The organism is Roseinatronobacter domitianus (assembly GCF_023336755.1).
Classification (GTDB): domain Bacteria; phylum Pseudomonadota; class Alphaproteobacteria; order Rhodobacterales; family Rhodobacteraceae; genus Roseinatronobacter; species Roseinatronobacter domitianus.
This window is the reverse complement of record NZ_JALZWP010000025.1, coordinates 1-26,857: the sequence shown is the minus strand read 5'-3', so window position 1 is coordinate 26,857 and position 26,857 is coordinate 1. Positions and strand designations below refer to the sequence as shown.

Genomic DNA, 26,857 nt, shown 5'->3' with positions numbered 1-26,857 from the left:
CCCGCCTTCGGCCTGACGCAGGAGCGCGATGATCTCCGCCTCAGTGTATCTGCTTGTCTTCATTCGAAATCTCCTCGTTCATCATGCCGAGAAAATTCTACTTATGCAGCCCCTTACTTTCGGGGGGGATTACCCATAGCTGGAAAGGTTAATCTCTGGTTCAATCCTCCTGGTTCCGGGGGTAAGCGTCTGTATTTTCAAGGAAGATTTCCCCCATTGTAAACTCGTGATCAAGGGAAGATAGGGCGGTCCAACCAAGCGCTAATCGTGTCGATCAGCTCCCGGGGACCAGCAGGTCTTGCAAGGGACATAAGATTGAGCGGTAACGCAGTGAGCTCGATATCATTTCCTCCTAGCGCCGACGAGATTCGCCAGCTTGTCGGCTCCTGATCTTGGCCCACCGGATAGGTAAGAGAGATGCGCTGGCAGCCGAGTACGTGCGCTGCTGTGAGCACCTGGTAAGTGTCAGATGATTTAGGCCGAGCAGCCAGGCGCTTGTACTTGGAGTCAGAGACGGCGACCGGAGTTCCCCTATTGTCACGAAAAACTACGTCCGGCTCCGTAACCAATCTGGGCCCGTTGCCAGAAATGACCACGCCAAAATTAAGCTTGCGCTTGTCAACGCGGTTGCCATGACGGGTGGCCGCCCGTTGGCACAACCAGTAAACATAGTTTTCGTATATCACGTCGGAGTTCCAGAGAAATCCGGAGAGTGCCTGCTCGCCGGCTGCGTGATGAACACCAGCCCCCTCAAGCAACAGAAGTCCGACGATTCTAGCGGGTTCCAGCGCTTGGTGTTGCATGTCTAGAGAGATCCGTTGTGCATCTAGTAAGTGCGGTGGGTTTCTACCTACGTGGGCTAAATTGGCCGAGATCTCACGAACAGCCCGCGCTCGTCCAGGCGCTTTCACAGTTCCAGCCAAGCATTCAGCTGACCACCTTAGTAGCCGCGCCAAGGGAGTGTCATCGGTTAGGTAATCGGTGATATAGGGAAGCTCCCAGGGGCGGGCGATCCACTCTCCGAGGCGTGAGATATCGATGCTGCCGCGGAGCGTGGCGCCGCTCATCTGTTCACTCTTGTAGCCACGCGGAAGCCCGCGAGCAGCGCCCTTCGTATAGGACCTGAGGAACATCTCTGCGAGTAGATCGGGAATAGATTGCGACGCGAGTTCCTGGGCCGTTGTCAAGTTGTCGTCTACGTGACCGCCCTCGACTATGGTGAGAATCCGCCAAAGTACCGTCTGCCAGCTTTCGTCGTTTACACTCAGGAACTTTGGCGCGATTTCAATGTCGACGTTACCGATGCGTAGGACGCCTGTGACTGCCTCGGCACGCAGCCCCACGAAGCCGCTGCCAAGTTCCTCAATCCGGATTGGGTCACCCGATAGCCCCAACTTTCTCCGCCAACGCTTGTTCGCGCTAGCGAGAGCATGAAGATCTAGAAGCTCCGATTTGTAAGGTGCCGACTCGCCGTACTCATGAAGTACAATTCGTGGCGGGACGATTACATCGTAAGCCACCTGAATGACCTCTTGATCACGTCGATGTCGAGCTCGCTCACCCGAACTGGAGCGAGCGTGCGGGCTGTGATTGCGCCACTCTTCGTGGCGCGTAGGGCCCACGCGAAGTCACCGGCAGGTGGAGGGGATTCCACATGCAAGAGTTCCAATAGTTGATCGGGACGACCAGAATAGCGGTCTTCGAGTTGTGGGAAAAGGACGTCATCCCAAGCCTTAGCGAGGCTTCGCCAAGCGAATTTCTCCTCAACGGGTATCTCGGCGCCACTGTCGTCAACCTTGGTCGCCCGCATCGGTGTCAGCAGTCCATGCCCCAGCTCAAACTCCGGTCCGAGGTTTGATGCGATCGCGACGTTAAGGCGGTCCAGGAGCAAATACGCAGTCTCAAACGGTGTGAGGGACTCCCAATTATCTGTGTTTGCTGCTGCTATTGCGGCCTTTTCTAGACGCCAGTGGCTGGCAAGAACGTCTGGGTTTGGCCGCATTTCAATGCGGTCGAACCGTCGTGCGAGGGCGCTATCTATAGGGACGGCAGCTCGGTCTACGCTGTTCATTGTCGCAACGATATAGATGTGCTTGGGGAAGGTAAAACCCTCGGGAATCGTAGCTTTTTTGCTACTGGGGCGGCGGATTTCTTCGCTCTGGCCCTCCGAATAAACCAGCTGTCGGAGTGGCACAGGCAGTGGGACGCTGCCATCTTCGCGGTAGTCGAAGTCCAAAAATGTCATGAACTCGCCGAAGATCCGTGCGGCATTACCGCGATTTATTTCGTCGATAAAGATCACAACAGAGCAATATTCTGAATCAGGATCTGCGAGCTCGAGCGCGGCGTCTAAGAAAACGCCAGACCATGGCTTCAGAGACGTGCCAGAAGCCGTAATATCTGGCCTAAGTCCAAGAACGAAATCTTCATATCCGTACGACTGGTGAAAAGTGGTCCAAACAACCTTGGCGGGTAGCGGGATCGTGATGTCAAGCTCAGGCCTGCTAAACGGCGTCTGTGCGTTGGTGACATCTAGAAGAATGCCGCGATCACTTTTAGGCCGGTTGCGAAGGGCTTCGAACAACTCGCTAATAAGGCGAGTTTTCCCGGTTGCGGGCGGCCCATACAAAAGTGCGTTTCGCCCTGCCCCCCATGAAGAGAGAATATCGTTAATTTTTTCAGCCATTTTTCATTTAGCCTGCATCGATCACGCCACCAACCGGCCTATTCCCTTCTGGGAAGAGGTCCCACATCGGGTCACTGGGTTTCATAGCTAAAGGGCGTTGCCCCGTCGTAAACCCGGCGAAGTAGTCACCATCGACGGTTTTGGCAATGTAGATGCGTAGGCCGCCATGGGGAAAATGTGGACGCGCATCTTCTTTATTTTGGATGTTATCGGGGGCAACGGGAAACCCACGCTCTGCAACCCACGCTGGATGCCTTTCAGAGCTGGGCGCTTGCCGGTTTTGTCTAGCAATACGCATCCTGCTGCCCTTCTTTTTCTGGAACTCAATTGCACCTAACACACCGGGTAGGCCAATTACGCCAGCTTCAATGCGAATAACTGGAAGTTCATCCACATCCACGTCCCTTACATCAAGAAAGTCTAACGTTTGTGGAACGATTGAGCTAGGCACCTCAATGTACAGCGAACCACCTCCACCTTCAATTTGGTGGTGCCGCTCAATGTTATAGAATTCTCCCAGCTGGACATTGCGCCACCAAATACGATCTATTTCCAATTTTTGCATAGTTTTCACGAAACCTCTAGATGATAAAGCCGCTCTACCAATGGCCCTTTTTTTCCACCACCGTTGTTGCTGCGATATCGGGTATGGGGTTGTTCGTGCACTGTAACATTGCCGAAGTCGCACAAAATGGACAACAGCTCCTTTTCTTGGACTTGTCCGTCTTCGCTGTAGGAGATGAATACGTGCGGGACCCGAAGTTGCTCGAGAGTTTCTCGGAACGCTTTGCCAGCGCTGCGTCGGTAGCAAAAGCTGGAAGCCTGGTCTCTCCATGGCCGCAAACCGCCGTCGCCGGCTGCGACGGGCTCATCCTCACGAGCAATCGTCTCCAAGACATGGTAGTTACCTGCGTACTGCCTCTTCGTGTAAGGGGGGTCCAAGTATACAGCATCAGTGTCAAACTGTGACGCAAGCTGCTCGACGTTACCTTGCAAAACGAAATGATGACCCGTGGTCTGCTCAAACGTAATTGCTTCGAAGGTGAGCGGTTTGAGCGCAGGCCCCGAGATATCGCGCCTGAAATAGCCAAAAGTTCCGCTGATGTTGGCTACCTTGTTGATTGCCAAGATAAGGTGATGGAGTAAGACGCTGTGCTCGACCTCGGTGATGTTTCCCGCCGCGTATAGCTCGCGGATACCTGCACGAATACCATCAATATGCGCGGCGTTATTCGCCGAAAAATAGAGCCTCGGTGGACGTCCGTTTGCAGGCCGGCCAGCCTCGCCGAATTCATGGAAAAAGTATCCCTCCAAAGGCACTGCGGAACGCATCCACTCTAAAGCTTTCTCGTAGCCGCCGAGAGCCTTGAATCCTGGTGGCTCCTTGGCCATGAGACGCGTCCGCGCGTGAACGACCGGAAAGCTCAAAGCGTCAGCAGCGGTAACCGAGTAGCCAGCCTGAGCTAGCGCCATCGAGACTGATGCTGTACCACACATTGGATCAGCGATAGAAGAACCCTCAGGGAGAACACGCGAAATCGTGCCTACAATCCAATCGACCAAGCGAGTCTTGTTACCCAAGTATCTGTACGACATGCCTGCTAAGTTGCTCTCTGTCGGTTCATGTTATGCTAGTCCTTTATTGCGGACGACGATGCGGTCATACATACGACGGTAGGTACCGTCCCCGTTAGGCAGATAGAAGCGCGGACCGCCCTGCTGATAGGTCCCTTTTTCTGCAATCTTCGAGATAGGTTGGCCGAGTGTCTTGCTAGATCCTAGTATTTCAAACTGATCAGGGTTGTATTTGTCGAGGAATGAGATTGGAACTCCCATTAATCCAGCATAGTCGGCAGGGATGTGCATCGTCTTGTTGACGTTGATCGCGTCGAAGTTGGCATATTTTGGGTAGGCGTCCGGGCTATAGGTCATATGAAGATCGAGTTCTTCGTATCGCGACAAATAGTCAAGGTTGGTGAACCAGCGGACACCCTTTACACGAACATACCTTTTGCCTTCGCTGTCGACTCTCGTGCTCGCAGCAGTAAGGGGGTAGTCGTCAGGAACTTGGAACTCGCGGTCGCCGCTGCGAATGCTTGGTCCATACCACATTCGGTTGTTCTGGAAGAGTGAGAAGATCTCTTTATAGGTCACCGCGTTCATGTTGCCGATGATTAGGAACTGTTTCTTATGTTCAACCAACTGCGTCACGTATTCTCGAAAGAGCGAGAAGGGTGGATTGGTGACCACTATGTCAGCCTGTAGGAGCAACTTGACGCACTCGTCACTACGGAAATCGCCGTCACCAGCCAGCGTCTTTACAGCGACCTGACCAGGAGCTGGAGCACTTTTATCGAGACTATCGCCTGTGTACTCTAGATAAACAGCTTGATCGGACCTGCCACGGCCAAATTGATCGACGTCTTCACTCCCATAACAGGTGGTAATGACTTTTTTCAGATCAAGCCTTTTAAAATTGGCAGCGAAGTAACGGAAAAAGTTGCTAGCCCGCGGGTCATCACAATTGCAGTATACCACCTTACCCCTGAAGTGTTCTTTGTAATGCTCCAGCTCAAGTTCAATGTCTCGGAGCGATGTGTAGAATTCGTCCTGCTTAGCTTTTCGAGCAGCGCTTAGGCTGGCGGTAGTCATGCACATCTCCTGATGTCGGTAGTTTGAGGTAGGTATCTGATATCGTCCAGACTTAAAACGCTAATTTTTTTGGCTGAGTTACCGAGAAGCCAACGAAAGCCCGCTGCGTCTCCCGTTCCAACGGGAACGGTTTCAGCACCCGCGCCAGCGTCATCTCCGGCCCCTGCTTCCCGTCCAGAATCGCCTCGACGATGTCCGGCGCGAGCAGGGTCATGCGCAGTACGCGGGTCATATATGACGACGCGATCCCCTCGCGCTCGGCCAGCTCGTTTATGGTCGTGAACTCGCCCGACTCCAACATCCGCTTCCACCGGAAAGCCCGCGCCAGCGCTTTGACCAACGTATTGTCCATCTTGCGCTGGGCCGATGCCCCATCCGGCATCTGCATTTCCTTACGGCCGCCGCGCTTCACCAGGCGAAACGGGACGAGCACTGTCACGGTCTCGGGCATTGCCTTCGCGCGGGTCATGACGCCGTTCCGAAATCAGCCATCATTTCTCGTGCCAGCCCAGTCAGACCGTCCATCCGGAGGCGGACATTCAGCCCGTCCGTGCCAAGATCAATCCGCTCGACCAGCAGAGACGCGATGCGCGCCTGCTCGGCCGGGAAGAGTTCGTCCCAGAGCGGGTCGAGGCGGGTTAGTGCCTCGCGGGCATCGCCCTCAGTGATCTCGTTATCCTGCGTGCGTGCCGCTTTCCATGTACCCGCCACAATCTCAGGCTGGCGGAACACGGTGCGGAGCTGGTCAATCACGGCGGCCTCGATCTCACCAGCGGGGACCCGTCCGACCGAGCATGATCCTGCACCGTGCTTCAAAACCGTCTGGCTGACATAGTATCGGTAGAGCTTGCCGCCTTTGCGCGTGTGGGTCGGCGAGAAGGCCGCGCCATCCGGGCCGTAGAGCAGCCCTTTCAGCAGTGCTGGCGTGTCGGCGCGGGTGCGCGCGGCGCGCTTGCGGGGGCTTTCGGCCAGAATGGCATGGACCTTGTCCCACATCTCGCGGCCGATGATGGCGTCATGCTCGCCGGGATAGCTGTGGCCCTTGTGCACGGCCTCGCCGATGTAGGCGCGGTTGTTCAGCATGCGATACAGGTACTTCTTGTCGATACGGTTGCCACGGCTGGTCTGGATACCGCGCGCCGCCAATTCCCGGGCAAGTTCCGTGCCCGAGCCGATCTCGATAAACCGGTTGAAGATCCAACGCACATTGGCGGCATCGGCGTCCTTGATGATCAGCTTGCGGTCTTTCACCTCATAGCCCAGAGGCGGCACCCCGCCCATCCACATGCCCTTCATCCGGCTGGCGCGGACTTTGTCCCGAATTCGCTCGGCTGTCACCTCGCGCTCGAATTGGGCGAAGCTTAGCAGGATGTTCAGCGTCAACCGCCCCATGGACGTCGTGGTATTGAAGGACTGAGTGACGGACACGAAGGTCACGCCGTTCCGGTCAAACACCTCGACCAGCTTGGAAAAATCCATCAGCGACCGCGACAAGCGGTCTATCTTGTACACGACGACCACGTCGACCAAGCCATCCTCGACGTCCGCAAGCAGCCTTTTCAGGCCGGGGCGTTCCAGCGTGCCGCCGGAAATGCCGCCATCATCATATTGATCGCGGACCAGCACCCAGCCCTCGGACCGCTGGCTGGCGATGTACGCCTCGCAGGCCTCCCTCTGAGCATGGAGGCTGTTGAATTCCTGCTCCAGCCCTTCCTCGGAGGATTTCCGGGTGTAGACCGCGCAGCGCAGCTTGCGGACGACCTTCGATTTTTCCGGCGGCTTCGTCATGTCCGCCCCCTGTGGTTCTTGAGCCCGAAGAAGACCCAGCCGTTCCAGCGCGTGCCGGTGATCGCGCGGGCGATCGCGGACAGCGACTTGTACGGCCGCCCCTGCCATTCGAAGCCGTCGGCAGTTACGGTGACTATTTGCTCGACGCCCTGCCACTCGCGCAGCAGCCGCGTGCCGGTGATCGGGCGGTCGCGATCGGCGCGCATGCCGCGCTTCCTCTTGTCCCCGCCGTCCAGTTCCTCGCCGAGTCGTTCCAGACGCCGGATGGTCTCGGGCTTGAGCCCGCCATAGGCCAGTTCCTGGATGCGGTAGGCCAAGCGGGATTCAAGGTAACGGCGGTTGAACGGCGGCGGCTCGCTGTCGAACAGGTCGCGCCACTGGTGTTTGAGGTCTGGCGTCGAGGTGGTCTTCAGCGCGGCCAGGCGGGCGGGAATGGGATCTTGTTTGGTCATGCGTTTCTCCGGTGAGTTGGAGTTGCATGAGCCCTTTGGTCGGCTGAGTTGTGTAGCGAAAACTCTCCAGCTTGGGCAGATACTTGCGCCTCGCGCACCATTCTGAGGCGGATTAGCCCGAGAGCGAGGATGCAGCATAGCTCGGTGCGGCGCTCGGCCGGGTGGAGTTGGCTGGCAGCTATAGGATTTGATCCGCTCATCGACGTTCTGCGCATCTTCAGCTCCTTCCTGAAATCCATCGTTCAAGAGGGGAAAGCCACTCAGAGTGCGCCATTGGGACATGGCAGACCGGAAAATCGCATCTTGCTTAAATGGGTTTTTCGCTGTGCAATTGTCGCGCACCGAAACGGGAGGCCCGGCATGGCCAGAACCAAGTTCAAGGGAGCACCGCAATTATCGCGGATTTTTGATGAAATTGATGTGGGGCTTGTGTCCGGTTTCTTGGCAACGCGGGCGGTTCCTGATGTCTTCCCATCGCTTCGCACGGGAGAGCCTGCCAATTCGACCATGATCCAAAGTGAGATTGAGAACTTGACACCGGACGACCTAAAAGCGGTGGAGCTTCAGGCGCTCCGGGTTACCAAAATGGCGGAAGAGCGGGCCGATCTGCTTCATCTTCGCTTGGCAGACAGCCCGAGCTTTGACTGCTACGACGAGTTGGCAGATTTACCGGGGCCTCTTGCACGGGCCGTCTGGTCTTTCTCGGAAAAGACGGACCTGTTTATCGCGACCGAGCGGGCGATCTATGTCAGGGGCCATCGCGAGAACAAGCGCCACCATCAGGGCTTTGAACTCGTCGCCCCGCATAGTCTGATGGTTAACGAGATCCAGAATGCTCTGTTTGCGCAAGAATTGTCGCTGCGCCTTCAGTTGCGCGATGGGTGTCAGGTTGAGGCGATCGAGATCCCGGCCGGTGAAAACATTGATCGTGAAATCATGGTCACTGTCACAATGGCCGGTGCGCGTGCCAGCCATCGAACATTCGAGGCGAACCAGACGACTGACTACGTTCACTTCCGGCCCGCGAGTGACCTTATTCTCGTATATCGTCCCGATATGGGTCGGATCGAGATCTGCGGTCGTCAATGGAATGACCGGCGCCTGGCGGCGGAAACTTTCGCCCGAACCGTGCTTGGTGAGGACCTGTCAGCACGGCCACTGATCCCGCGCAACTACGATCTTTCGGTCTTTCGCGGCGATTTGCGCCTGGATGTGCCGGTCGCATTGCAGGACCGCATCCTCAAGGCCGAGGTGACGGAGGTTCGTGTGGCGCTGGGGAATTACGACCAGAAGATCACGCTGACGGTAAGCCCGGGCCATGACATCGAAACGCTACGCCGTTCGGTCTTTGGTCGTCTGGGATCGGCGCGCGGGCGCGGTTTCGTTTGCAATGTGGAACTTTATCTGACGATGTCGGGACAGTCACGCCAGACGAAGGCGCTGCGGTTTCGGATCGACAATCACAACAGCTCCACGTTGCAGGGCGAGACGGACCCCGAGTTGCGTGCCTTGGGGTTTCGCTTTCTCGAAGAGATTGGCGTGGTGAAGCCGACGAGGATTCCGTCGAAGCAGGAAGAAAAAGAGCTTCTTCCGGTTCTGTTGACGCTACTCGATCATCCCGCTGACACGGTGTCTGAACCGGAACTCGAACAGATGGGCATTGATCCAACCGTTCTGACAGACCTTGAATATCTCCACCGACGCGAGTTCGTGGACACGATGGTCATTGACGATGATGACCTTGGACCGGTCGACGCCGATGTGTTGCCGGAACTTGCCGAGGGAATTGCCGTCGCGAGTATTGTTGACGGAACGGTGGATCGCTACGTCGGCCTGGCTGAAGTCTCGCGCTGGTCGATCAACCGGGACTACATTGCCGAGACGGTGCGACAGTGCTTCGATCCGTTGGAGTTGTCGGGACCAGAGGTTGCCCTCAACGCAAATCTGACCGATCTGGGGCTGACAAGATTGGCGGATCGGAATGTTCGCATACGTTTTGCCTATGCCCTCTCGGATGCCTCGGACATTGACCGGGTCGATGGGGTTCTGAGGTTGAGAGCCGAATCCGCCGAAGGTCTGGTTCTGGTACCAGGCGAGAGGCCACTCGACTATCTCGGCTCCAATTGCGTGGTTTCGGTTGTCGATATCCTCGATGCGGACAGCGGCAAGATCGATCCCAAGCGCCTTGCCGCATGTTTCCTTGCGGCAGAGCGTGGAATGCGCGCTGGCGCCAGGGTCAAGTTCGACAAGAAGAGTGATGCACTTGCGCAACTCGTCATTCCCGGCAGGCCAGTCTGGACTATCAAGGGGCAAAAGAAAGTCTTGATCGTCGAGCGCCTTCATCAGGCGTATGTGACGGGTGAAGGCATTGTTGCGACGGACGAATTGCAGGAATACGCGGGCGTTCTGCAGCTTGGTCCGACATTTGGCCCGGAATGGGCAACGCGCATAAAAGGCACTTACATCCATAGCCCGGGTCGAAAGACTTGGGCGTTGGCTGTGTCACCCCATCATTGATTCATCATTGTTTGGCGGGCTGACGGGCATTGATTCGTGCTGGCAGTCCTATGGCTCCTTTATGACAGGAGCCGACACATGCCCTTTAACAGCAACAATACCCACCGTACCCAGAATGATCACGACTGGCGCTGCAGCAAGTGCTTCAAGCTGCTCGGCCGCCGAGGGCGGGCCGGGATTCACATCCAGTTTGCCCGTGGGCATCAGTACATTTTGAGCGGCACCGCATCAGCAGTCTGCCGCAGCTGCGGCACTCTCAACGAGACCTGACCAATATTTGCGGGTGGCCACTGGCCGCCCGCGCACCCCCTCGATTTGCAATCCCAGAGGCGCGCGACGCCCAGACCTGGCCATTGAGAGGCGCCCGACGCCCGGTCGAAAGGCTGGCGTCTTGTGTCTTCCAACTGGTCTGCGCTGCATGCGCAGCTCGTGCGGTCCGTAAACCGGCATTCCGCACGGATTCATATCAACTCTCTTTTGCAGTCAGACGATAAAGGTTTGGCGTTTCGAGATCCGACGCATCTTCTCGGATGGCTGCACGCGCGAGAAAGTGACCCTGCGGAAAAGAATGACATCCTTGCCCGTCTTCTGCGGGCCGCGACCGGCCATGGCAGTTCCGGCATCGCTGCCACGGAGCTTTTGCTGCTGGCCCTCTGGCCGGGGTTGTGTGTCGTCCGCTACCGGCTGCGTGCGCTTTGTCAGGGGGACGATCTCGATGCCGGTCTTCTTGGCAATCTTTCCATCGGGATTCGAAGCGCCAAAGCCGAACGCATCAACAGCGTGGCCGCAACTCTTCTGCGCAATCTCGAGCGCGACCTGAAACGCATTTACATCGGCGATGACAATTGGGCGCGATCAGCAGTCGATGTGGACCTGCTTGCCAACAAGATCGTAGCACAAAATCCGAAGCCGCCTGAAACCATCCTGTCGGCGGTACAGGGAGCCCTCGGCGAGGACGGGCTGTTGGTTGGCGCCGTCCATATCGGCGGTTTCACGCAAAAGGAAGCGGCAGAACATCTTGGCATCAGCCACGATGCCGCGCGGAAACGGTGCCAGCGAATAATAAAGCGCCTGCAGGATAGTTTCGATGAGGACTGTCCCAATCCGGCCTTCAGCCCGGCTTTCCCCAGATGAGCGCGCAAATAGGCGCGTGAGGTTTGGAGACGGATTATGATCGATACGGATGACTACCAGCGGGTTCCAGGGCTCTACGGCGCCTGGGACTTTGCGATGCTGATTGAAGAGGGGCGCAGCTATCTGATCGAGGATGGCGGGCGCACCGACGATGGTCAGGCGCTGTTCATGGTTTTTGAGCGCGCCGCAGGACGTGAGGGTCGCCAGCATGACTGAGCATCCTGTTTACCTCACACAGCGGGATTTGGCAGCGCGCTTTCGTCTCAGCGTGCGGACAATCGAGCGTTGGAGAGCTGATGACTACGGCCCCGCGTGGATCACCATCGGTCGGTCGATCCGCTACAGCGTGTCCGATGTGCTGGCATGGGAGGCCGGCCAGAGAAGCGCGCGCAGCCCGGGCGCAAGCGAGATTGACGCCAAAACACCCCAATAGAAAACCCCACCGGTTGCATCGGCGGGGTTTTCTGACGGGACGCGCGAATTGGACCGCATTCCGAACCACAACGCTGATGGCCGCCGGACTCAAATCCGAGATCAAACACATGAGCACACTTCAAATCAAACTGTTGATGCGCCGGCATGGCTTGAACGCAAGCCAGGCGCGGATGTTGGCCGACCTGATCTGGGGAGCCAGCTAATGCCTGAACAGACGAACCTGACAATCATCACTGCAATCAAGCCGAAACGGTTATCAAAAGGCTTCACTTTGGGGATTGGCGGCGATTTGCTGAGATCGCAAGGTGGCAATCTTGCGCAAGGGATAGTGGAAACCCTAAAGATCGACAGTCTGCCCGATCTGGGGAACATCCTGACCAGCCTTACACCGGCGCAGGCGCTGGTCTATGGCGTGCCGATCAATGGTGCGACCCGTATACTGACACGCAAGGCTTTTGCTGAAGCAGGCAAGCCTGCGGGTGCTACAACGCGCACGAATGACGCCTTCTCATGGCCGGATGGTCACGGTGTGATGATGCTGGACTATGACCCGCCGTCGGGTCGAGACGCTTTGGGTCGCGATGCGCTGGTGTCCGCGATCCGTCAAGCTGCACCGGGCCTGGCCGGTTCGGCGATGCTTTGGTGGTCCAGCGCGTCCAGTTGCATCTGGCACAGCGACATCGAACTGCGTGGGATCAAGGGTCAGCGCCTCTACCTGCTGGCACAGGATGCGGCTGATATCCCGCGCGCAGGCAAGGTGCTTGTTGACCGTCTTTGGCTGACCGGTCAAGGGCATATTGAAATCAGCAAGTCGGGATCGTTGTTGGAGCGCACATTGGTTGATGCCTCGGTCTGGCAACAGTCGCGTTTGGATTTCGCAGGCGGAGCGGCGTGTGGTGACGGTTTGAAGCAGCGCAGAGGCGATCCCATCATCATCGAGGGTAAGGGCGAACCGATCGACACCCGCGCCGCGCTTCCTGATCTTGCGGCAGGCGAGCGCGACGCGCTGGCTCTGATAAAAGCAGAAGCCAAAGGCGCTGCGCTGCCGGAAGCTGAGGGCGTAAAGGACCACTGGATTGCAGCACGCGTGCAAGAGATGGTCTCGAGAGCGGATGTTGGTGATCGTGAAAAAATTCAGGAGGCGGAAAGCATCGCACGCCGCGCGCTTGAAACCGGGGATTTGGCCGGCGATTTTGCGGTACCAGTGGAACTTGATGGCAAAATGGAAATGGTCCCGGTGGGCAAGCTGCTGGATAACCGAAACCGCTATCATGGCTGCATGACGCGCGACCCCTTGGAACCTGAATACGATGGAGCGCGTCTGGTCGGCCGGTTGTTTCTCTTGCAAGCCCGGCCGGTGCTGCATTCCTTTGCTCATGGCGGCAAGGCATATCGCCTGCACCGTGCACCTGCCCGTGTGGAATTGGTGAAAGGTCATACGGCAGAGGCCGCAACCGCGACAATTGACCTTCTGCGCCGAGATCCTGTCGCATTTGACTTTGGCGGTCAACTTGCCTTGGCCGATGACGGGCGCGTGCATCCGCTATGCGAACACGGTCTGGCGCATCACCTTGGGACAGTCACGCAGTTTTGGAAGATGGTCACGCCGGGCGATACCGTCGTCCCGGTCGACTGTGACCCACCTTCCGGGCTGCTGAAACAGATCATCGCGCAAGGTGAGCGCCGTAAGCTGAAACCGCTTGCTGGCGTTATCACAGGGCCGACGATCCGCTTGGACGGTTCAATACTCTTGGCGCCTGGCTACGACGCAAAAACCCGCCTGTTGTTCGACCCGATGGGGGACGGTGTGCCGGACGTGCCTATGCGTCCGACCGAGGAGCAGGCAAGGTCTGCGCTGGATACGCTCATACACCCGTTCGAGACATTTCCGTTTGTCGATCCGGCAGCGCGTGGTGCGCTGCTGGCAGCAATCCTGACCGCCGTTGTGCGTCCCGTCCTGCCTACGGCACCTGCGTTTGCCTTCGATGCGCCTATACAAGGCAGCGGCAAGACCTTGCTGGCCACGTGTGTTGGGGCGCTGACCGAGGGGCGTGTGCCTGACGTCTGGCCGCACACGCAGGGCCGCGATGATGAGGAAACCCGCAAACGCTTGTTTACTGCCTTGCGCACCGGGTGCCGAGCCTTGGTCTGGGACAATGTGACGGGCATCTTCGATAGTGCCAGTATGGCCGCGTTCATCACCGCCGATGCAATGGTGGATCGCGTTTTGGGCAAATCAGAAAGCATGCGCATTCCGAACCGTGCGCTGCTCATCCTGACGGGCAACAATTTGCAACTCGCCGGTGACTTGCCACGGCGCGTCATCATGTGCCGGATCGACCCCGAAACGGATCAGCCTTTTGCGCGGCAATTCGATATCGACCCACTTGCTCACGTTCTGGAGCATCGGATGGCCATGCTGACCGCAGCTTGCACGCTGATCCGCGCACGTTTCACGCATGAGATGACACCTGCGCCGGGACGCCTTGCGTCTTTTGAAGCCTGGGATGATCTGGTGCGTCAAACGGTTGTCTGGGCCGAAAAGGTGCTGCGCCCATTTGAGTTTGGCGACCCGATGGACCTAGTGCGCCAGGCGCAAGCCGCAGATCCGGAAGCCGATGCATTGTTTGCCTTACTGGATGCGTTGCGGAGCCAGTTCCATGACGCCGAATTTTCTGCCAAGGAAGTGATGGCGGCGATGCCTCAAATGACACCGGGATCAATTGAGACAGCTATCGTTGACCTTGCTGGCGACAAGACGGCGCGATCTGCCCGTAGTCTGGGCCGCGTGCTGAAGTTCCGCGAGGGTCGGATTGTGCACGGCCTGCGCCTGAAAGGTCGTCAGGACAAAAACAGCGGATCGCGGATCTATCGCATTCAAACCGTTGAATCTGCGAAATACAGGTTTAACGGGGATAACGGGTCTTCTGTCAGTCACACGGAAAAACCAAGGCCCCCCGTAGATATAGATGGGGGGAAATAGATCCGTTAAACCCGTCAAACCCGTAAACCGCGACGATCTTGCGCCAACACCATCCTTGCATGCGTTTGCACGAACCGCATCTTTTTGGAACCTGTCTGCTTCTGTCGTAAAATGTCATTTATTGTCATGATTACAATGGCTTAAATCTCGTGATATCCTGCCCCTACAGACAGGCTTTATTCGAGGGCGGGGGTCATGGCGAAACGCAGGGCAGATGATTTTGGCGACGAGGCAGCACAGCCCGGTGCCAGAAGCATCCAACACCGACCAATTGCCGATCTGATCCCTTACGCCAATAATGCGCGGACCCACAGCGAGGCGCAGGTGGCGCTGATTGCCGGATCGATCCGGGAATTCGGGTTCAACAATCCGGTGCTGGTGGATGGCGACAACGGCATCATCGCCGGGCACGGTCGGGTGCTGGCAGCACGCACGCTGGGGTTGGACACCGTGCCGGTGATTGAGCTGGCGCATCTCACCGACGCTTCGAGGCGGGCCTATATCCTTGCCGACAACCGGCTGGCCGAGCAGGCGGGATGGGACCGCGACCTGCTGGCGCTGGAACTGGCCGATCTTGATGAGCTGGGCGTGGACCTGGCCGGGATCGGGTTTGAGGGCGCGGAACTGGATGCGCTTTTGGCACATGGCGAAGCTGACCCGCGCGAAGAGGACACACCGGAGCGCCCGGTCGACCCGGTGTCGCGCCCCGGCGATCTGTGGTGCCTCGGGCCACACAGGCTGCTCTGCGGCGATGCGACCAGTGCGGCCGATGTTGCCCGGCTGCTGGGAGATGTGCGTCCGCACCTGATGGTGACGGATCCGCCTTACGGGGTGAATTACGATCCCGCCTGGCGCAACACGGTTGGCGCGGCAAAGACGAAACGCACCGGCAAGGTGCAGAATGACGACCGGGCGGACTGGCGCGAAGCCTGGGCGCTGTTTCCCGGCGAGGTGGCCTATGTCTGGCACGGCGCGCTGCACGCGACTACGGTGGCCGAAAGCCTCGACGCGTCCGGGTTTGACATCCGCAGCCAGATCATCTGGGCCAAGGACCGGTTGGTGCTCTCGCGCGGTCATTATCACTGGCAGCATGAGCCTTGCTGGTACGCGGTGCGCGGCAAGGGGCACTGGTCGGGCGACCGGCGCCAGTCGACGCTCTGGCAGATCCCGAACCGGGATCAGGATGCGGCCACGGTGCATGGGACACAAAAGCCGGTGGAATCCATGCGCCGCCCGATGCTGAACAACGCAAACCCCGGGCAGGTGATCTACGAGCCCTTCAACGGATCGGGAACCACGATCATCGCGGCCGAGACCTGCGGGCGGCTGGTCTGCGCGATGGAACTCGACCCGGCCTATGTCGATGTGGCGGTGCGCCGCTGGCAGGAGTTTACCGGACAGGCGGCACGCCTTGACGGCGATGGACGCAGCTTTGCCGAGGTGGCCGCGGAGCGGCTGGGTGAGAAAGAGGCTGTCGCATGAGCCAGACGCGGTCCATGTCCGCGATCGAGGCGGTGGCCAACACCGTGATCGGGTGGGGGGTCGCCCTCGCGACGCAGCTGGTGGCGTTCCCCGCGGTTGGTCTGCAGGCGACGCCCTGGCAGCATGTCACCATCAGCCTTGCATTCACCTCGGTTTCAGTGATGCGCAGCTACCTGCTGCGGCGTCTCTTCGCGCGGCTCGACTGATGGCGCGGCCGACGATCATGCTGTCGCCTGACCAGGTGCGCGAGGTCGAAACGCTCGCGGCGCTTCTGAGCCAGGACCAGATTGCGGACTACTTCGGCATCTGCCGCAATACGTTCCGTGCGATCTGCGCGCGCGACCGGGAGGTTGATGAGCGCTGTAAAAGGGGCAAGGCAAAGGCCATTGCCCATGTGGCCAATGGCTTGCTGCAAAAGGCGCGGGCCGGGGACACGACCTCGGCGATCTTCTTTCTCAAGACGCAGGCCGGCTGGCGCGAGACGTCGCAGGTCGAGCACAGCGGCACGAACACGCTGCACATCACGCGAGAGATCATCTCGCCGGCAGAACAGGTGCGCGCGCGCCTCGACCGGATCGCCGAGCGGTCCGGTGCGCAAGAGGAGAGGCCCTGATCCCGGGACCGTCTGTCCGTTGCGCCCTGCGCGGGCGACCCGGACCTGGCATTGCCACCAAGGTGCCGTCGGCGCGTGATGGTCCGTGTATCGGACGGGCGACTGCAAAAACGGACTACACTTCTTCCGGCACCGAAGCGATGTACAGACCTGCGCAACGTTGGTTAGGCAGGTGTGGACATGGACAGGATTGCAGCCGGATCCCGCAAGCTGGTGGCCTATGAGCGGGTCTCGACGGCCCGGCAAGGCCGCTCCGGGCTGGGGCTCGCGGCACAGCGCAAGGCCATCGATGACTTCGCAGCTTTGAGGGAGGCCGACGTTCTGGCGCACTTCACGGAAGTGGAAAGCGGGCGCAGAAACGACCGGCCGGAACTGGAGAAGGCTCTGCAACTGGCGCGCCTGACCGGCGCCACGCTGGTGATTGCCAAGCTGGACCGTCTGAGCCGCAACGCGGCCTTCCTGCTGACCCTGCGCGATGCGGGGGTGAGTTTCCTCGCCTGCGACATGCCCGAAGCGAACGATCTGACGGTTGGCATCATGGCGCTGGTGGCCGAAGCCGAACGCGAGGCGATCTCCCGGCGCACGAAGGAGGCGCTGGCAGCCGCAAAAGCGCGTGGGGTGCCGCTTGGCAATCCCAATGGGGCCGCGGCGCTTCGGCGGGCCGGGCAGGGCGGTGCATCGCTGCGAAACACGGTCCGCAGCAATGCCGATGCCTTCGCGGCAGAGCTTGCGCCGGTGATCGAGGATATCCACCAAAGGGGGCATGTCACGCTCCGCGCGATCGCGGCGGATTTGACCGCGCGCGGCATCCGGACCCGGCGCGGCGGGCGCTGGCAGGTGTCAACTGTCCGGAACCTGCTGGAGCGGCTTGAGACCCGGCAACCACGGGAATAGGCCAGCAGTCTCCTGCTCCCTTTGCGGTCTGGGCAACGGCCGTCTGTCCTGCCCAAGGGCGCGCCGCGCGCGTCTGATGGTTCCGATTGGCGTCACATGTCGTGAACTGTCGATCTTCCCGGACCCCGTCTCAGGCTGCTATACTCACCGTTGCCCGAGCGCCGGGGGGGGGCGGTCAAAAGTCTGGGGCGATTGCCACGGGACCGGCGGGGGGACCTATCTTTCGCAAAAGCCACAATTCCGACCGGGGGTGAGATGACACGCGGACCCAAACCCAAACCCACTGCACTGAAGGTGATCCGTGGCACCGACCGCGCGGCGCGACGCAACCCGTCCGAGCCACGCGTCGCGCCCGCCCGGCCAGACCCGCCGGATCATCTGAGCTCTGAGGCCCGCACTGAATGGCAGCGGGTAACAGACCAGCTCTGTGCCGCAGGCATCGTGACCGGCATCGACCGGGCTGCCCTGGCCGCTTATTGCCAGGCATACGGGCGGTGGGAGCAGGCCGAACGTGCGCTTGAAGCGATGGCCGCCCGGGACCAGGTCACCGCCGGCCTGATGATCCGCACCCAAGGTGGCAACGCGATCCAGAACCCGCTGGTGGGCACCGCCAACAAGGCCATGGCCGACATGATGCGCTATGCCGCAGAGTTTGGCATGACCCCAAGCGCCCGAACGCAAATCCATGCTGAGGTAAGCGCCAGCGATCCCGATGATCCGGTCGCGAAATACTTCGGTGGTTGATGCTTCGAGCGGGTGCACCGGACTTGATGCAAATCTTGGTGCCGTGCGTAGCGTCGAGGGGCATCCCTGATGGTATTGGCATCCATCGCAGCGGTCACATGCCCCCTAAATTGACGCTCTGGTTTCGTCCACATAGTTCTTCGAGTTGGATGCCAACCATGCGCCGTGGTTGAGCGATGCGGCGTGCTTGTGATTAGTCCAGCTTGTGAAAGTGCCTACGTCCGAATCTGACGCAGACTGCGGTCACAATGTCCTCATTGAAAGCGAGGACGCATATGACACGATACGAAACACTGACACTTCTGACCTGCGCATCCCGACTGGCTCAGACGTTTTCCCACCGCACAAGGCCAGTGAACGAGCTATCCGAATGGTTGGAGCGGCACCCTCTTGGCTTCGAATGGAACCCAGAGACAGAAGGCTTCCGGTCGCAGCAGATATCGCGACGGGATTGGGCTGATCTGCAGGACAAGCTTGCGCGCGAAATCGCGAAACTGCGCAAAGCGCGCCCGGATGCTATGGCACGCAACTGCACTGATCTGGCGCGCTATCTGGGTCTAAACCGAGTCGAGGCCGATATCTTCATGCTCTCGGCGCGGGCCGCGCAGGGCGGGCCTCTGGCCGCGCTGATCGACAATCTGGTTGATGACGCCCGCTTGCCGGTCGATCAGGCAATTGCCTGCCTGACTGCCCATCCTGCAACCACCATCCGCAAGGCGATGGGCGCCAGAGGAAAGCTGATGACCTCTGGCCTGATCTCTAACGAAGCTGGTCGGCGTAACAACTATGGTCTGTCACCCAACACGCGGCTGGCCCGCGCGCTGGAGCCACCGACGCGCGGCTTGCAGGACATCTTGCATGGCATCTTCGCCACGCCGGACGCACCAGACACGACCTGGCAGGATTTCGACCATCTGGGCGAAGCGCGCGATTTCGCGGCTCGCCTTTTGAAAGGAGGGTTGGCCCGCAAGGCCGCGGGCGTGAACATCCTGCTTTACGGCCCGCCCGGAACGGGAAAGACCGAGTTCTGCAAGGTGATTGCCGCGTATCTGGGCGCGCAACTTTTCGCGGTTGGCGAAACCGATGACGATGGCGACGAGCCGTCACGCACCGAACGCCAGATGCAGCTGCGGCTGGGGCAGCGATTGCTGGCCGGGCGCCGTGACGCGCTGGTGTTGTTCGATGAGATGGAAGATTTGCTGGAGGAGCCCAATTTGGGCTTCTTATTCGGCATCAACCGGCGGGGCGGGTCAAAGGTGCATCTGCACCGGCTGCTGGAAACCAACCCGGTCCCCACGCTCTGGACAACGAACAGCATCGAGCGCATGGATCCGGCACTGCTGCGCCGCGTGACCTTCTCTTTGGAACTGCGCCAGCCACCACAGCATGTGCGCGCGCGCATCTGGGCGCGGCTGTCGGACAAGCACCGCATGAAGCTTGACGCCGGGACACAGGCCCAGCTGGCGCGGGAAAGCGCTGATGCGCCCGCACTTGCTGACACGGCCCTGCATGCGACAAAGCTGGCGGGTGGTCGCAAGGACGATCTGCATCTGACCCTGCGCGCCTCGGCCAAGGCTGTGCGCGGCGGGCGCGAACCCGCCCCCGTGGCGCATGCGGAGGCGCGGTTCGACCCGCGCCTGACGCATGCGGATATCGACCTCGAAGCGATCCTGAACCGCCTGAGTGCCAAAGACGCCCCGCGGGCTGTGTCGCTGTGCCTCTCCGGCCCGCCCGGCACCGGCAAGAGCGCGTTTGCCCGCCATCTGGCCGAAGCGATGGGGCTGCCTGTGATACAAAAGCGCAGCTCTGACCTGATGGGTATGTATGTCGGGCAGACCGAAGCCCGGATCGCGCACGCCTTCGCGCAGGCGCGTCAGGAAGGGGCATTTCTGATCTTTGATGAGGCCGACAGCCTGCTGTCCAATCGCGAGGGAGCACAGCGCAGCTGGGAGGTGAGCCAGGTCAACGAGATGCTGACATGGATGGAAAATCACCCTCAGCCCTTCGCCTGCACCACCAACATGGCCGACCGGCTGGACCCTGCCGCGCTGCGCCGGTTCAGCTTCCGCGCGGTCTTCCTTCCGCTGACAGCCCCGCAACGGGCGGCGGCGTTTCAGCAATTCTTCGGGCAAGAGCCATCGAGGGACTTGCAGGCGCTGGATTTGCTGACGCCCGGGGATTTCGCAGTGGTGGCCAAACGCGCGCGGCTGCTGGATATCCGCAAACCGTCTGATCTACTGGCAGAACTGGCACGCGAACAGGCGGCCAAGCCCGGGGCGCGCGCGCCGGTCGGGTTCCGAAATGCTTGATCTAAAACGCAAATGGGGGCAGCATCGGGGCGAAAGCGAAGCCCCGATGCGATATGCCCGAACCACCGACCTGATTACACTCGCCCTGCGCATGCAAGGCACCGCAGAAGGTGTATCGCTGGCCGATATCATGCAGGATTTCGAAGTCTCGCGCAGAACGGCGGAACGGATGCGCGACGCGCTGCTCGATGCTCTGCCGCAGATCGTGCCGCTTGGTGAACCCGGCGGTGTAAAGCGCTGGCGCCTACCGGCGCGCTGTTTGGGTGGTATGACGCAGCCAACGCTGGACGAGATCGCGGCCATCCATCGCGCCCGTGAGATCGTCGCGCGCCAAGGGGACGGCGCGACAGCGGAAGCGTTGGACGGGCTCGCAACCCGTCTGAAAGCGGCGCTGCCAGCCCCCGCGCGCGCCCGGCTTGCCCCGGATATCACAGCGCTGCTGGAAGCTGATGGTGTCGCCCTGCGCCCCGGCCCGCGCGAGATGATCGCGCCCCAGACCTTGCAAACCCTGCGAAACGCGATCCTCGCCGGGGTCTGGGTGAATGTGGACCACCGCGCCCGGGCCAGCGGCAAGCTGAGCCGCGATGTCTGGCTGGGGCCGTTGGCCATGTTGATGGGCGAAGGGCGGCAATATCTGGTCGCCTGGAGCGATTATCAGGAAGATGTGCGCCTGTTCGCGCTGGCGGGGTTCGAACGAATTGAGTTGAGTGATGAGGTGTTCGAGCGACCCGCAGATTTCGACCTGCAAGCCTATCTGGGCCGCGCCTTTGGGGTATTTCAGGAAGAGGTGCAGGACGTGGTCTGGCGCTTCACCCCCGACGCCGCCCCCGAGGCCCGCCGCTTCCTGTTCCACCCGACGCAGGAGATGGAAGAAACCCACGATGGCAGCCTGATCGTGCGCTTCCGAGCTGGCGGCATGCTGGAAATGTGCTGGCACCTGTTCCGCTGGGGTGATCAAGTGGAGGTGCTGGCCCCGGAAGAGTTGCGCGGCATGCATTTTAAAAGTCTAAACATCGGCACAGGCAAGATTAAAGGAATATTAACATGACTTTTGTTCGTCACTCGAACACCTTTCCAGGTTCTTGGGAGAAAATCGTTGATAAGTTTGCCGAATTAAACGGCCGATACGTGGATCATGCATGGGATGCTGCCTACTGGTATTCCGAGATGACGAACACAGGGCTCTTGGCGACCGCGGCATGGATGTCTGATGTCCCAGCGATATGCGAAGTTCGCGAAAACAAGCGAGTGTTTACTGGCAGGCAAGGGCGTCCGGGACCATCGCTTGGAAGAGTTGACCTCTTCTTTTATCATGATGGTGTTCAAGGGGATTGGGTCGAGACCAAATCTTTTACATCGCCGCGGGATATGTCTGAGGCGCAACGCGAGCGTAGAGTCATTCGCGGGCTAAGTGCCAAAATGACAGAGGCACGAAACGCTGCTAGACAATGCAAAAACGTGGCACGCAATGCCGATCCGAGAGGGCGAGTTGTTGCTTTGGTTTTTGTGCCTTTTGTGCTTTGCAGCGAATACTATGGTCAAGGTCGAAGATCGCCGCGGAGAGAAGAACGAGCGGCCGAGGCCATTAGGCTGCTGGCCGAGTATGCCGAGAACAATGACTGCTCGTATGCAGCATATTTCAACACAGCCCATATCGATATCTGGGATGAAAATGATATGCGCCCATTTGGTTTTGGCATCGTGGCTTGTTTTGATCAGCAATAATAGTAATCGCAACAATGCGCCTTACCCCCCACCTCATCCTCTCCGCCACCGACCTCACCCGCTTCATGGGCTGCCCGCACGCCACGGTGCTGGACCTCGCCCATCTGCGCGGCGAGGGGCCAGAGCCCGGAGAGGCCAGCGAGGATGCCGCTTTGTTCCAGAAGCAGGGCGATGCGCATGAAGCCACTCATCTGGAGGGGATGAAAGCCGACGGCCGCACCATCATCGAAATCCCGCGCGGGCCTCTGGCGAAGGCCGCTCAGGCCACGCGCGACGCGATGATCAGCGGGGCGGATGTCATCTATCAGGGCGCGTTCCTGTCAGGCCAGTGGGGCGGCTGGGCGGATTTTCTGGAGCGGGTCGAGATACCCTCCGACCTTGGCCCCTTCAGCTACGAGGTGGCCGACACCAAGCTGAAACGCCGCCCGCACCCCAAGCATGTGCTGCAACTGGTGCTCTATTCCGACATGCTGGCCGAGGTTCAGGGCCAGGCCCCCGAGCGCGCGCATCTGGACCTCGGCGACGGCACCCGCGCCACGCTGCGGCTGGCCGATTACGCCGCCTATGCCCGCATGGCCCGCGCGCGGCTGGAAGCCTTTGTCGCCGACCCGCCCGCCACGCGGCCCATCCCCTGCGCAGATTGCGCGCTGTGCCGCTGGGCAGATCATTGCCAGAGCGTCTGGGACAGTGAGGACAGCCTGTTCAACATCGCTGGCATAGCGCGCGGGCAGGTCAAGAAGCTGGAGACTGCAGGCATTACCACCATGGAGGCGCTGGCCAGCCATGACGCCCTCGTGCGCGGGATGGCCGCGCCTACACTTGACAAGCTGCGCGCGCAGGCGCGGCTGCAACATGCGCGGAAATCCGGCCCGCCGACCCATGAGTTGCGCCCGGCGATCGCTGGCAAGGGCTTCGACCTGCTGCCGCAGCCGCAACCGGGTGATCTGTTCTACGATATCGAGGGCGATCCGCATTTTGAGGACGGGCTGGAATACCTGCACGGGGTCTGGTTTGACGACAAGTTCCGCGCCTTCTGGGCACATGACCATGCCGAGGAAGCGCAAGCGCTGGCCGCCCTGCTGGACTTCTTCCGCGACAGGCTCGACGCCTTCCCCAAGGCGCGCATCTACCATTACGCCCCCTACGAGATCACCGCCCTGCGCCGACTGACCACGAAGTACGGGATCGGCGAGGCGTTCCTCGATCGGCTTCTGCGGGAGCGGCGGTTCGTGGATCTGTTCGCGGTCGTTCGCGGTGCGCTGATCGGCTCTGAGCCGAATTACTCCATCAAGTCTATGGAGGCCTTCTATGACCGCAAGCGCGATGGCGAGGTGAAGACCGCGGGCGTATCGGTCGTCGCCTATGAGCGGTGGCGCGAGACGGGCGAGCAACAGATCCTCGACGAGATCGAGGATTACAACCGCGTCGACTGCATTTCGACCGAGGAGTTGAGGGATTGGCTGGTCGGCATTCGACCCGGCGGCCCCTGGCCGTCGCTTGGTCAGGATGCGGGCATGAAGGAGGCGGAGGAGGACGCCGACACCCAAGAGCTGCGTTCGGCCTTGGCGGCGTCCGACCTGCCCGAGGACCGGCAGGAGATGCTGTTCAACCTCGGCCTCTTCCACAAGCGCGAGGCGAAGCCCGCGCAATGGGCGGTGTTCGACAGCGTTGGCAAGGACGAGGACGATCTGATCGACGATCTCGACGCGCTTGCCGGGCTCGAGGCCGTGGGCGCGGCTGAGCCCGTGAAACGCTCGATGGCGCGCACCTATCGCTTCCCGTCGCAGGAGACGAAGTTGCGGGGTGGCAGGTCGGCGACGGTGCCGGTCCATGACGGACCGCCCGCCACGATCAGCATCGCCGCTCTGGACCGGACCGCGCGTGAGATCACCCTCAAGGCCGGGGCAGCGAAGGCGCATCTTCTCTCGGACCGCCTGACGCTCCACCCGGACTGGCCACTCAACACCAGTGTCATCGCCGCCGCGCTTCGCGATGTGATTGCCGATCAATGCGGACCGCTCCGATTCACGGCCGTCGACGATCTGTTGTCCCGCGCGGCGCCGCGCCTGACGACCGGCGCGAAGCCTGACCTGCTGGATGGCGCCGATCCGGTCGCGGGCGTGATTGCGGCCGTGGGCGCGATGGACGGCACCGTTCTGCCGATCCAGGGGCCACCGGGCACCGGCAAGACCTATGTCACCGCGCGTGCGATCTTGTCTCTGGTGCGAAAGGGGCACCGCGTCGGCGTCGCATCGAACAGCCACGAGGCCATTCGGAATGTGCTGATGGGCTGTCTCGCCGCGCTGGAAGACGACGATCCGGACATCACTCTGGAAGACGCCGAACTGGCCCACAAGGTGAGCGGCGACGAGGATGGCTATCCCGAAGGCTTCACCGGCATCACGCGGGCCACGTCCAACGACGACCCTGCGTTGACGGAGGCCCATGTCGTTGGGGGCACCGCATTCTTCTTCTCGCGCCCGGAGTTCGAGCAGACCCTAGACTGGCTTTTCGTCGACGAGGCAGGACAGGTCGGTCTCGCCAACATGGTCGCCATGGGGCGTGCCGCGCGGAACATCGTGCTGGTCGGCGACCCGCGCCAGCTACCGCAGGTGATCCAGGGCGCGCATCCCGAGCCTGCGAACCTGTCGTGCCTGGATTGGATGCTCGGTGAGCATGCGACGGTTCCAGCCCACCGGGGAATTTTCCTTCCCAAATCCCGGCGTATGCATCCTGAAGTCTGTCGGTTCATCTCGGAACAGGTCTATGAAGGCCGACTGAGCAGCCATCCTGATACTGCTCACCAGTGCGTGACAGGCACGGCGCTTCCCGAAGCCGGAGCTTTCTGGGTGCCGGTCACCCATGAGGGCAATGCACAGATCGCACAGGAAGAAGTCGCCGCTATTGGCAAAACCGTCGCCAAGCTTCTTGGTGGAAGCTGGACGGAGAAGGACGGCAGCACGCGACCGATGCGCGAGACCGACATCATTGTCGTCGCTCCGTACAACGCTCAGGTAAACGCTCTGCGGGATGCCCTTCCGTTGGGTGTTCGCGTCGGAACCGTCGACAAGTTTCAGGGGCAAGAGGCGCCGGTCTGCCTGGTTTCGATGACCGCATCTTCCGCCGAAGAAACCTCGCGCGGGATGGAGTTTCTGTTTTCGCTGAACCGCATCAATGTCGCGGTCTCACGCGCCATGGGACTCGCATTGGTATTTGGAGCCCCCCGATTGCGTGAGGCGAAGTGTAATACTGTTGAGCAAATGCAGCTGGTGAATACACTGTGTGCTCTGTCCCAGCAGGAGATACTTTTTCGCTAAGATTAGAACGAACAAACAAGCACAACTAGGAGTGCTTTCCGAAGGCAGATTGCTAAGATCTGCCTTGGAGCACCATCAAAGTTCAGAAAAGGCAAATTGTGAAAGCAGATCAGCGTAGAGAGTCATTCGAGCCTAAGACACGCGAGGAGTGGTCCTCTTTTATTGCGCGTGAACTACAGGCCACACGCCAAGCTTATCTTGCAAAGCCCGCTTTCTTGCTTGGGCATTCCCGGTCTGAACAACAAACGACCGCTGATTACGCCGGTCGCGAACTCTTGGAATTGGTGCAAAACGCGGCTGATGCTGCTGCAGAGGTCGGCGGTCTCGGGAGAGTGCTAATCCAAGTTACGCCCGGCTGCCTTTACGTGGCCAACACCGGACAGCCGTTCCGCACTGGTGGTGTGACATCGTTGATGACAGCACACACAAGCGACAAACCTACACGGGCGGCCCGAATGATTGGCGCGAAGGGCCTTGGCTTTCGCGCTATTCTAAATTGGACAGAAGCTCCCCTGATCAGCAGTGGTCCGCTCGAGATAGGGTTTTCGCGTGACCATGCTTCGGCACAGGTGACAGACCTTGAGCGTCAGAGCCCAGAAATTGCCAAGAAGCTTAGAAGCGCCAAAGCGGACTCTGCACCGCTACTCGTCTTTCCAGCAGCGGGAGATGCGTTGGAGGAACACTTGGATATCGGAACCACTGGGATTCTGAACCACGTACGCACCCTCCGAATACAAGGATATGACACGGTGGTCGCGGCACCGTTTCGTGACCAGCGCGCATATGAAAAAGCAATTGAGCAAGCTAGGGAATTTGAGCCAAGTTTCCTGCTTTTCGTGAGCGCCTTGCACGAAATCCGAATTCAACTCCCAGAGGAGCAGGAAAGAGACTGGTCCATCGAACAGGACGAAGAGGTTGACGGAGATGTCAAAATCCGCCTGACAAGTGGAACTGATACGGAAGTACAGACTTGGATACTAAGGCAACGGCAAGGAATACGAGAGTGTCCGATCTTCTGTGTAACCGGGATCTGGTCCATGCTTCCTGAGAGGAGCAAGGACGATGACGATTTCCAAGGAACTGCTGGACGAACTTCTGAAGGGCTGCGAGCGCCCTGAAGATCTGC

23 protein-coding genes and 1 pseudogene are annotated in these 26,857 nt (G+C 59.8%); 16 read left to right on the top strand and 8 right to left on the bottom strand.

Annotation, left to right across the window (positions count from 1 at the left end; all coding sequences use genetic code 11):
• Positions 1–230: 230 nt before the first annotated feature.
• The 8 genes from M3N55_RS15610 to M3N55_RS15575 form a co-directional block, all read right to left on the bottom strand.
• On the bottom strand, positions 231–1,343 hold the full coding sequence (locus M3N55_RS15610; RefSeq protein WP_249060789.1) for an McrC family protein: 1,113 nt from the start codon (positions 1,341–1,343) through the stop codon (positions 231–233).
• Positions 1,344–1,504: 161 nt separating this feature from the next.
• Positions 1,505–2,686, bottom strand: a complete 1,182-nt coding sequence (locus tag M3N55_RS15605) for an AAA family ATPase (RefSeq protein ID WP_249060788.1) — start codon at positions 2,684–2,686, stop codon at positions 1,505–1,507.
• 7 nt (positions 2,687–2,693) lie between these two features.
• Positions 2,694–3,260: a hypothetical protein gene (locus M3N55_RS15600; protein WP_249060787.1), complete on the bottom strand. Its 567-nt coding sequence runs from the start codon at positions 3,258–3,260 to the stop codon at positions 2,694–2,696.
• The gene (locus M3N55_RS15595) at positions 3,257–4,282 is read right to left on the bottom strand and encodes a DNA adenine methylase (protein WP_249060786.1); all 1,026 of its coding nucleotides are present in this window, start codon (positions 4,280–4,282) and stop codon (positions 3,257–3,259) included. Before M3N55_RS15595 ends, M3N55_RS15600 begins: the two co-directional genes overlap by 4 nt.
• A gap of 30 nt (positions 4,283–4,312) precedes the next feature.
• On the bottom strand, positions 4,313–5,338 hold the full coding sequence (locus tag M3N55_RS15590) for an adenine-specific methyltransferase EcoRI family protein (protein WP_249060785.1): 1,026 nt from the start codon (positions 5,336–5,338) through the stop codon (positions 4,313–4,315).
• Between the two features lie 52 nt (positions 5,339–5,390).
• Entirely contained in the window at positions 5,391–5,807 is a 417-nt protein-coding gene (locus M3N55_RS15585; RefSeq protein ID WP_249060784.1) for a hypothetical protein, read from the bottom strand.
• Positions 5,804–7,126 (bottom strand): recombinase family protein, encoded by a 1,323-nt coding sequence (locus M3N55_RS15580; RefSeq protein ID WP_249060780.1) that lies wholly within the window; start codon positions 7,124–7,126, stop codon positions 5,804–5,806. Before M3N55_RS15580 ends, M3N55_RS15585 begins: the two co-directional genes overlap by 4 nt.
• Entirely contained in the window at positions 7,123–7,578 is a 456-nt protein-coding gene (locus M3N55_RS15575; protein WP_249060779.1) for a DUF2924 domain-containing protein, read from the bottom strand. The genes M3N55_RS15580 and M3N55_RS15575 overlap by 4 nt, the downstream gene beginning before the upstream one ends.
• A 360-nt stretch (positions 7,579–7,938) precedes the next feature.
• Here M3N55_RS15575 and M3N55_RS15570 point away from each other — a divergent pair, with 360 nt between their 5' ends.
• From M3N55_RS15570 to M3N55_RS16885, 16 genes and pseudogenes are all read left to right on the top strand, one after another.
• Positions 7,939–10,095: a hypothetical protein gene (locus M3N55_RS15570; RefSeq protein WP_249060777.1), complete on the top strand. Its 2,157-nt coding sequence runs from the start codon at positions 7,939–7,941 to the stop codon at positions 10,093–10,095.
• A 78-nt stretch (positions 10,096–10,173) separates the two neighbouring features.
• Positions 10,174–10,365 (top strand): hypothetical protein, encoded by a 192-nt coding sequence (locus M3N55_RS15565; protein WP_249060776.1) that lies wholly within the window; start codon positions 10,174–10,176, stop codon positions 10,363–10,365.
• Positions 10,366–10,488: 123 nt separating this feature from the next.
• Complete coding sequence (locus M3N55_RS15560) at positions 10,489–11,229, top strand: sigma-70 RNA polymerase sigma factor region 4 domain-containing protein (protein ID WP_249060775.1); 741 nt, start codon at positions 10,489–10,491, stop codon at positions 11,227–11,229.
• A gap of 36 nt (positions 11,230–11,265) precedes the next feature.
• Positions 11,266–11,445 carry a hypothetical protein gene (locus tag M3N55_RS15555; RefSeq protein WP_249060774.1) on the top strand — a complete coding sequence of 60 codons (180 nt, stop codon included), beginning with the start codon at positions 11,266–11,268 and terminating at the stop codon, positions 11,443–11,445.
• Positions 11,438–11,662: a helix-turn-helix transcriptional regulator gene (locus M3N55_RS15550; RefSeq protein ID WP_249060773.1), complete on the top strand. Its 225-nt coding sequence runs from the start codon at positions 11,438–11,440 to the stop codon at positions 11,660–11,662. Before M3N55_RS15555 ends, M3N55_RS15550 begins: the two co-directional genes overlap by 8 nt.
• A gap of 204 nt (positions 11,663–11,866) precedes the next feature.
• Complete coding sequence (locus tag M3N55_RS15545) at positions 11,867–14,647, top strand: hypothetical protein (RefSeq protein WP_249060772.1); 2,781 nt, start codon at positions 11,867–11,869, stop codon at positions 14,645–14,647.
• Between the two features lie 195 nt (positions 14,648–14,842).
• The gene (locus M3N55_RS15540; protein ID WP_249060771.1) at positions 14,843–16,129 is read left to right on the top strand and encodes a site-specific DNA-methyltransferase; all 1,287 of its coding nucleotides are present in this window, start codon (positions 14,843–14,845) and stop codon (positions 16,127–16,129) included.
• A complete protein-coding gene (locus M3N55_RS15535) occupies positions 16,126–16,335 on the top strand; it encodes a DUF7220 family protein (RefSeq protein WP_249060770.1) in 210 nt (69 codons plus the stop codon). The genes M3N55_RS15540 and M3N55_RS15535 overlap by 4 nt, the downstream gene beginning before the upstream one ends.
• Positions 16,335–16,742 carry a hypothetical protein gene (locus tag M3N55_RS15530; protein ID WP_249060769.1) on the top strand — a complete coding sequence of 136 codons (408 nt, stop codon included), beginning with the start codon at positions 16,335–16,337 and terminating at the stop codon, positions 16,740–16,742. Before M3N55_RS15535 ends, M3N55_RS15530 begins: the two co-directional genes overlap by 1 nt.
• Positions 16,743–16,922: 180 nt before the next feature.
• Positions 16,923–17,636, top strand: coding sequence for a recombinase family protein (locus tag M3N55_RS15525; protein WP_249060767.1), 714 nt, complete (start codon positions 16,923–16,925; stop codon positions 17,634–17,636).
• A 255-nt stretch (positions 17,637–17,891) separates the two neighbouring features.
• On the top strand, positions 17,892–18,380 hold the full coding sequence (locus M3N55_RS15520; protein WP_249060766.1) for a phage terminase small subunit P27 family: 489 nt from the start codon (positions 17,892–17,894) through the stop codon (positions 18,378–18,380).
• A gap of 275 nt (positions 18,381–18,655) precedes the next feature.
• Positions 18,656–20,689 (top strand): ATP-binding protein, encoded by a 2,034-nt coding sequence (locus M3N55_RS15515; protein WP_249060764.1) that lies wholly within the window; start codon positions 18,656–18,658, stop codon positions 20,687–20,689.
• Positions 20,682–21,737 (top strand): helix-turn-helix transcriptional regulator, encoded by a 1,056-nt coding sequence (locus tag M3N55_RS15510; RefSeq protein WP_249060762.1) that lies wholly within the window; start codon positions 20,682–20,684, stop codon positions 21,735–21,737. Before M3N55_RS15515 ends, M3N55_RS15510 begins: the two co-directional genes overlap by 8 nt.
• Positions 21,734–22,414, top strand: a complete 681-nt coding sequence (locus M3N55_RS15505; RefSeq protein ID WP_249060761.1) for a hypothetical protein — start codon at positions 21,734–21,736, stop codon at positions 22,412–22,414. The genes M3N55_RS15510 and M3N55_RS15505 overlap by 4 nt, the downstream gene beginning before the upstream one ends.
• A 14-nt stretch (positions 22,415–22,428) precedes the next feature.
• The gene (locus M3N55_RS15500) at positions 22,429–25,731 is read left to right on the top strand and encodes a TM0106 family RecB-like putative nuclease (RefSeq protein ID WP_249060760.1); all 3,303 of its coding nucleotides are present in this window, start codon (positions 22,429–22,431) and stop codon (positions 25,729–25,731) included.
• A 98-nt stretch (positions 25,732–25,829) separates the two neighbouring features.
• Positions 25,830–26,237 (top strand): annotated as a pseudogene (locus tag M3N55_RS16885) (sacsin N-terminal ATP-binding-like domain-containing protein); the annotation flags it as partial.
• Positions 26,238–26,857: the final 620 nt, after the last annotated feature.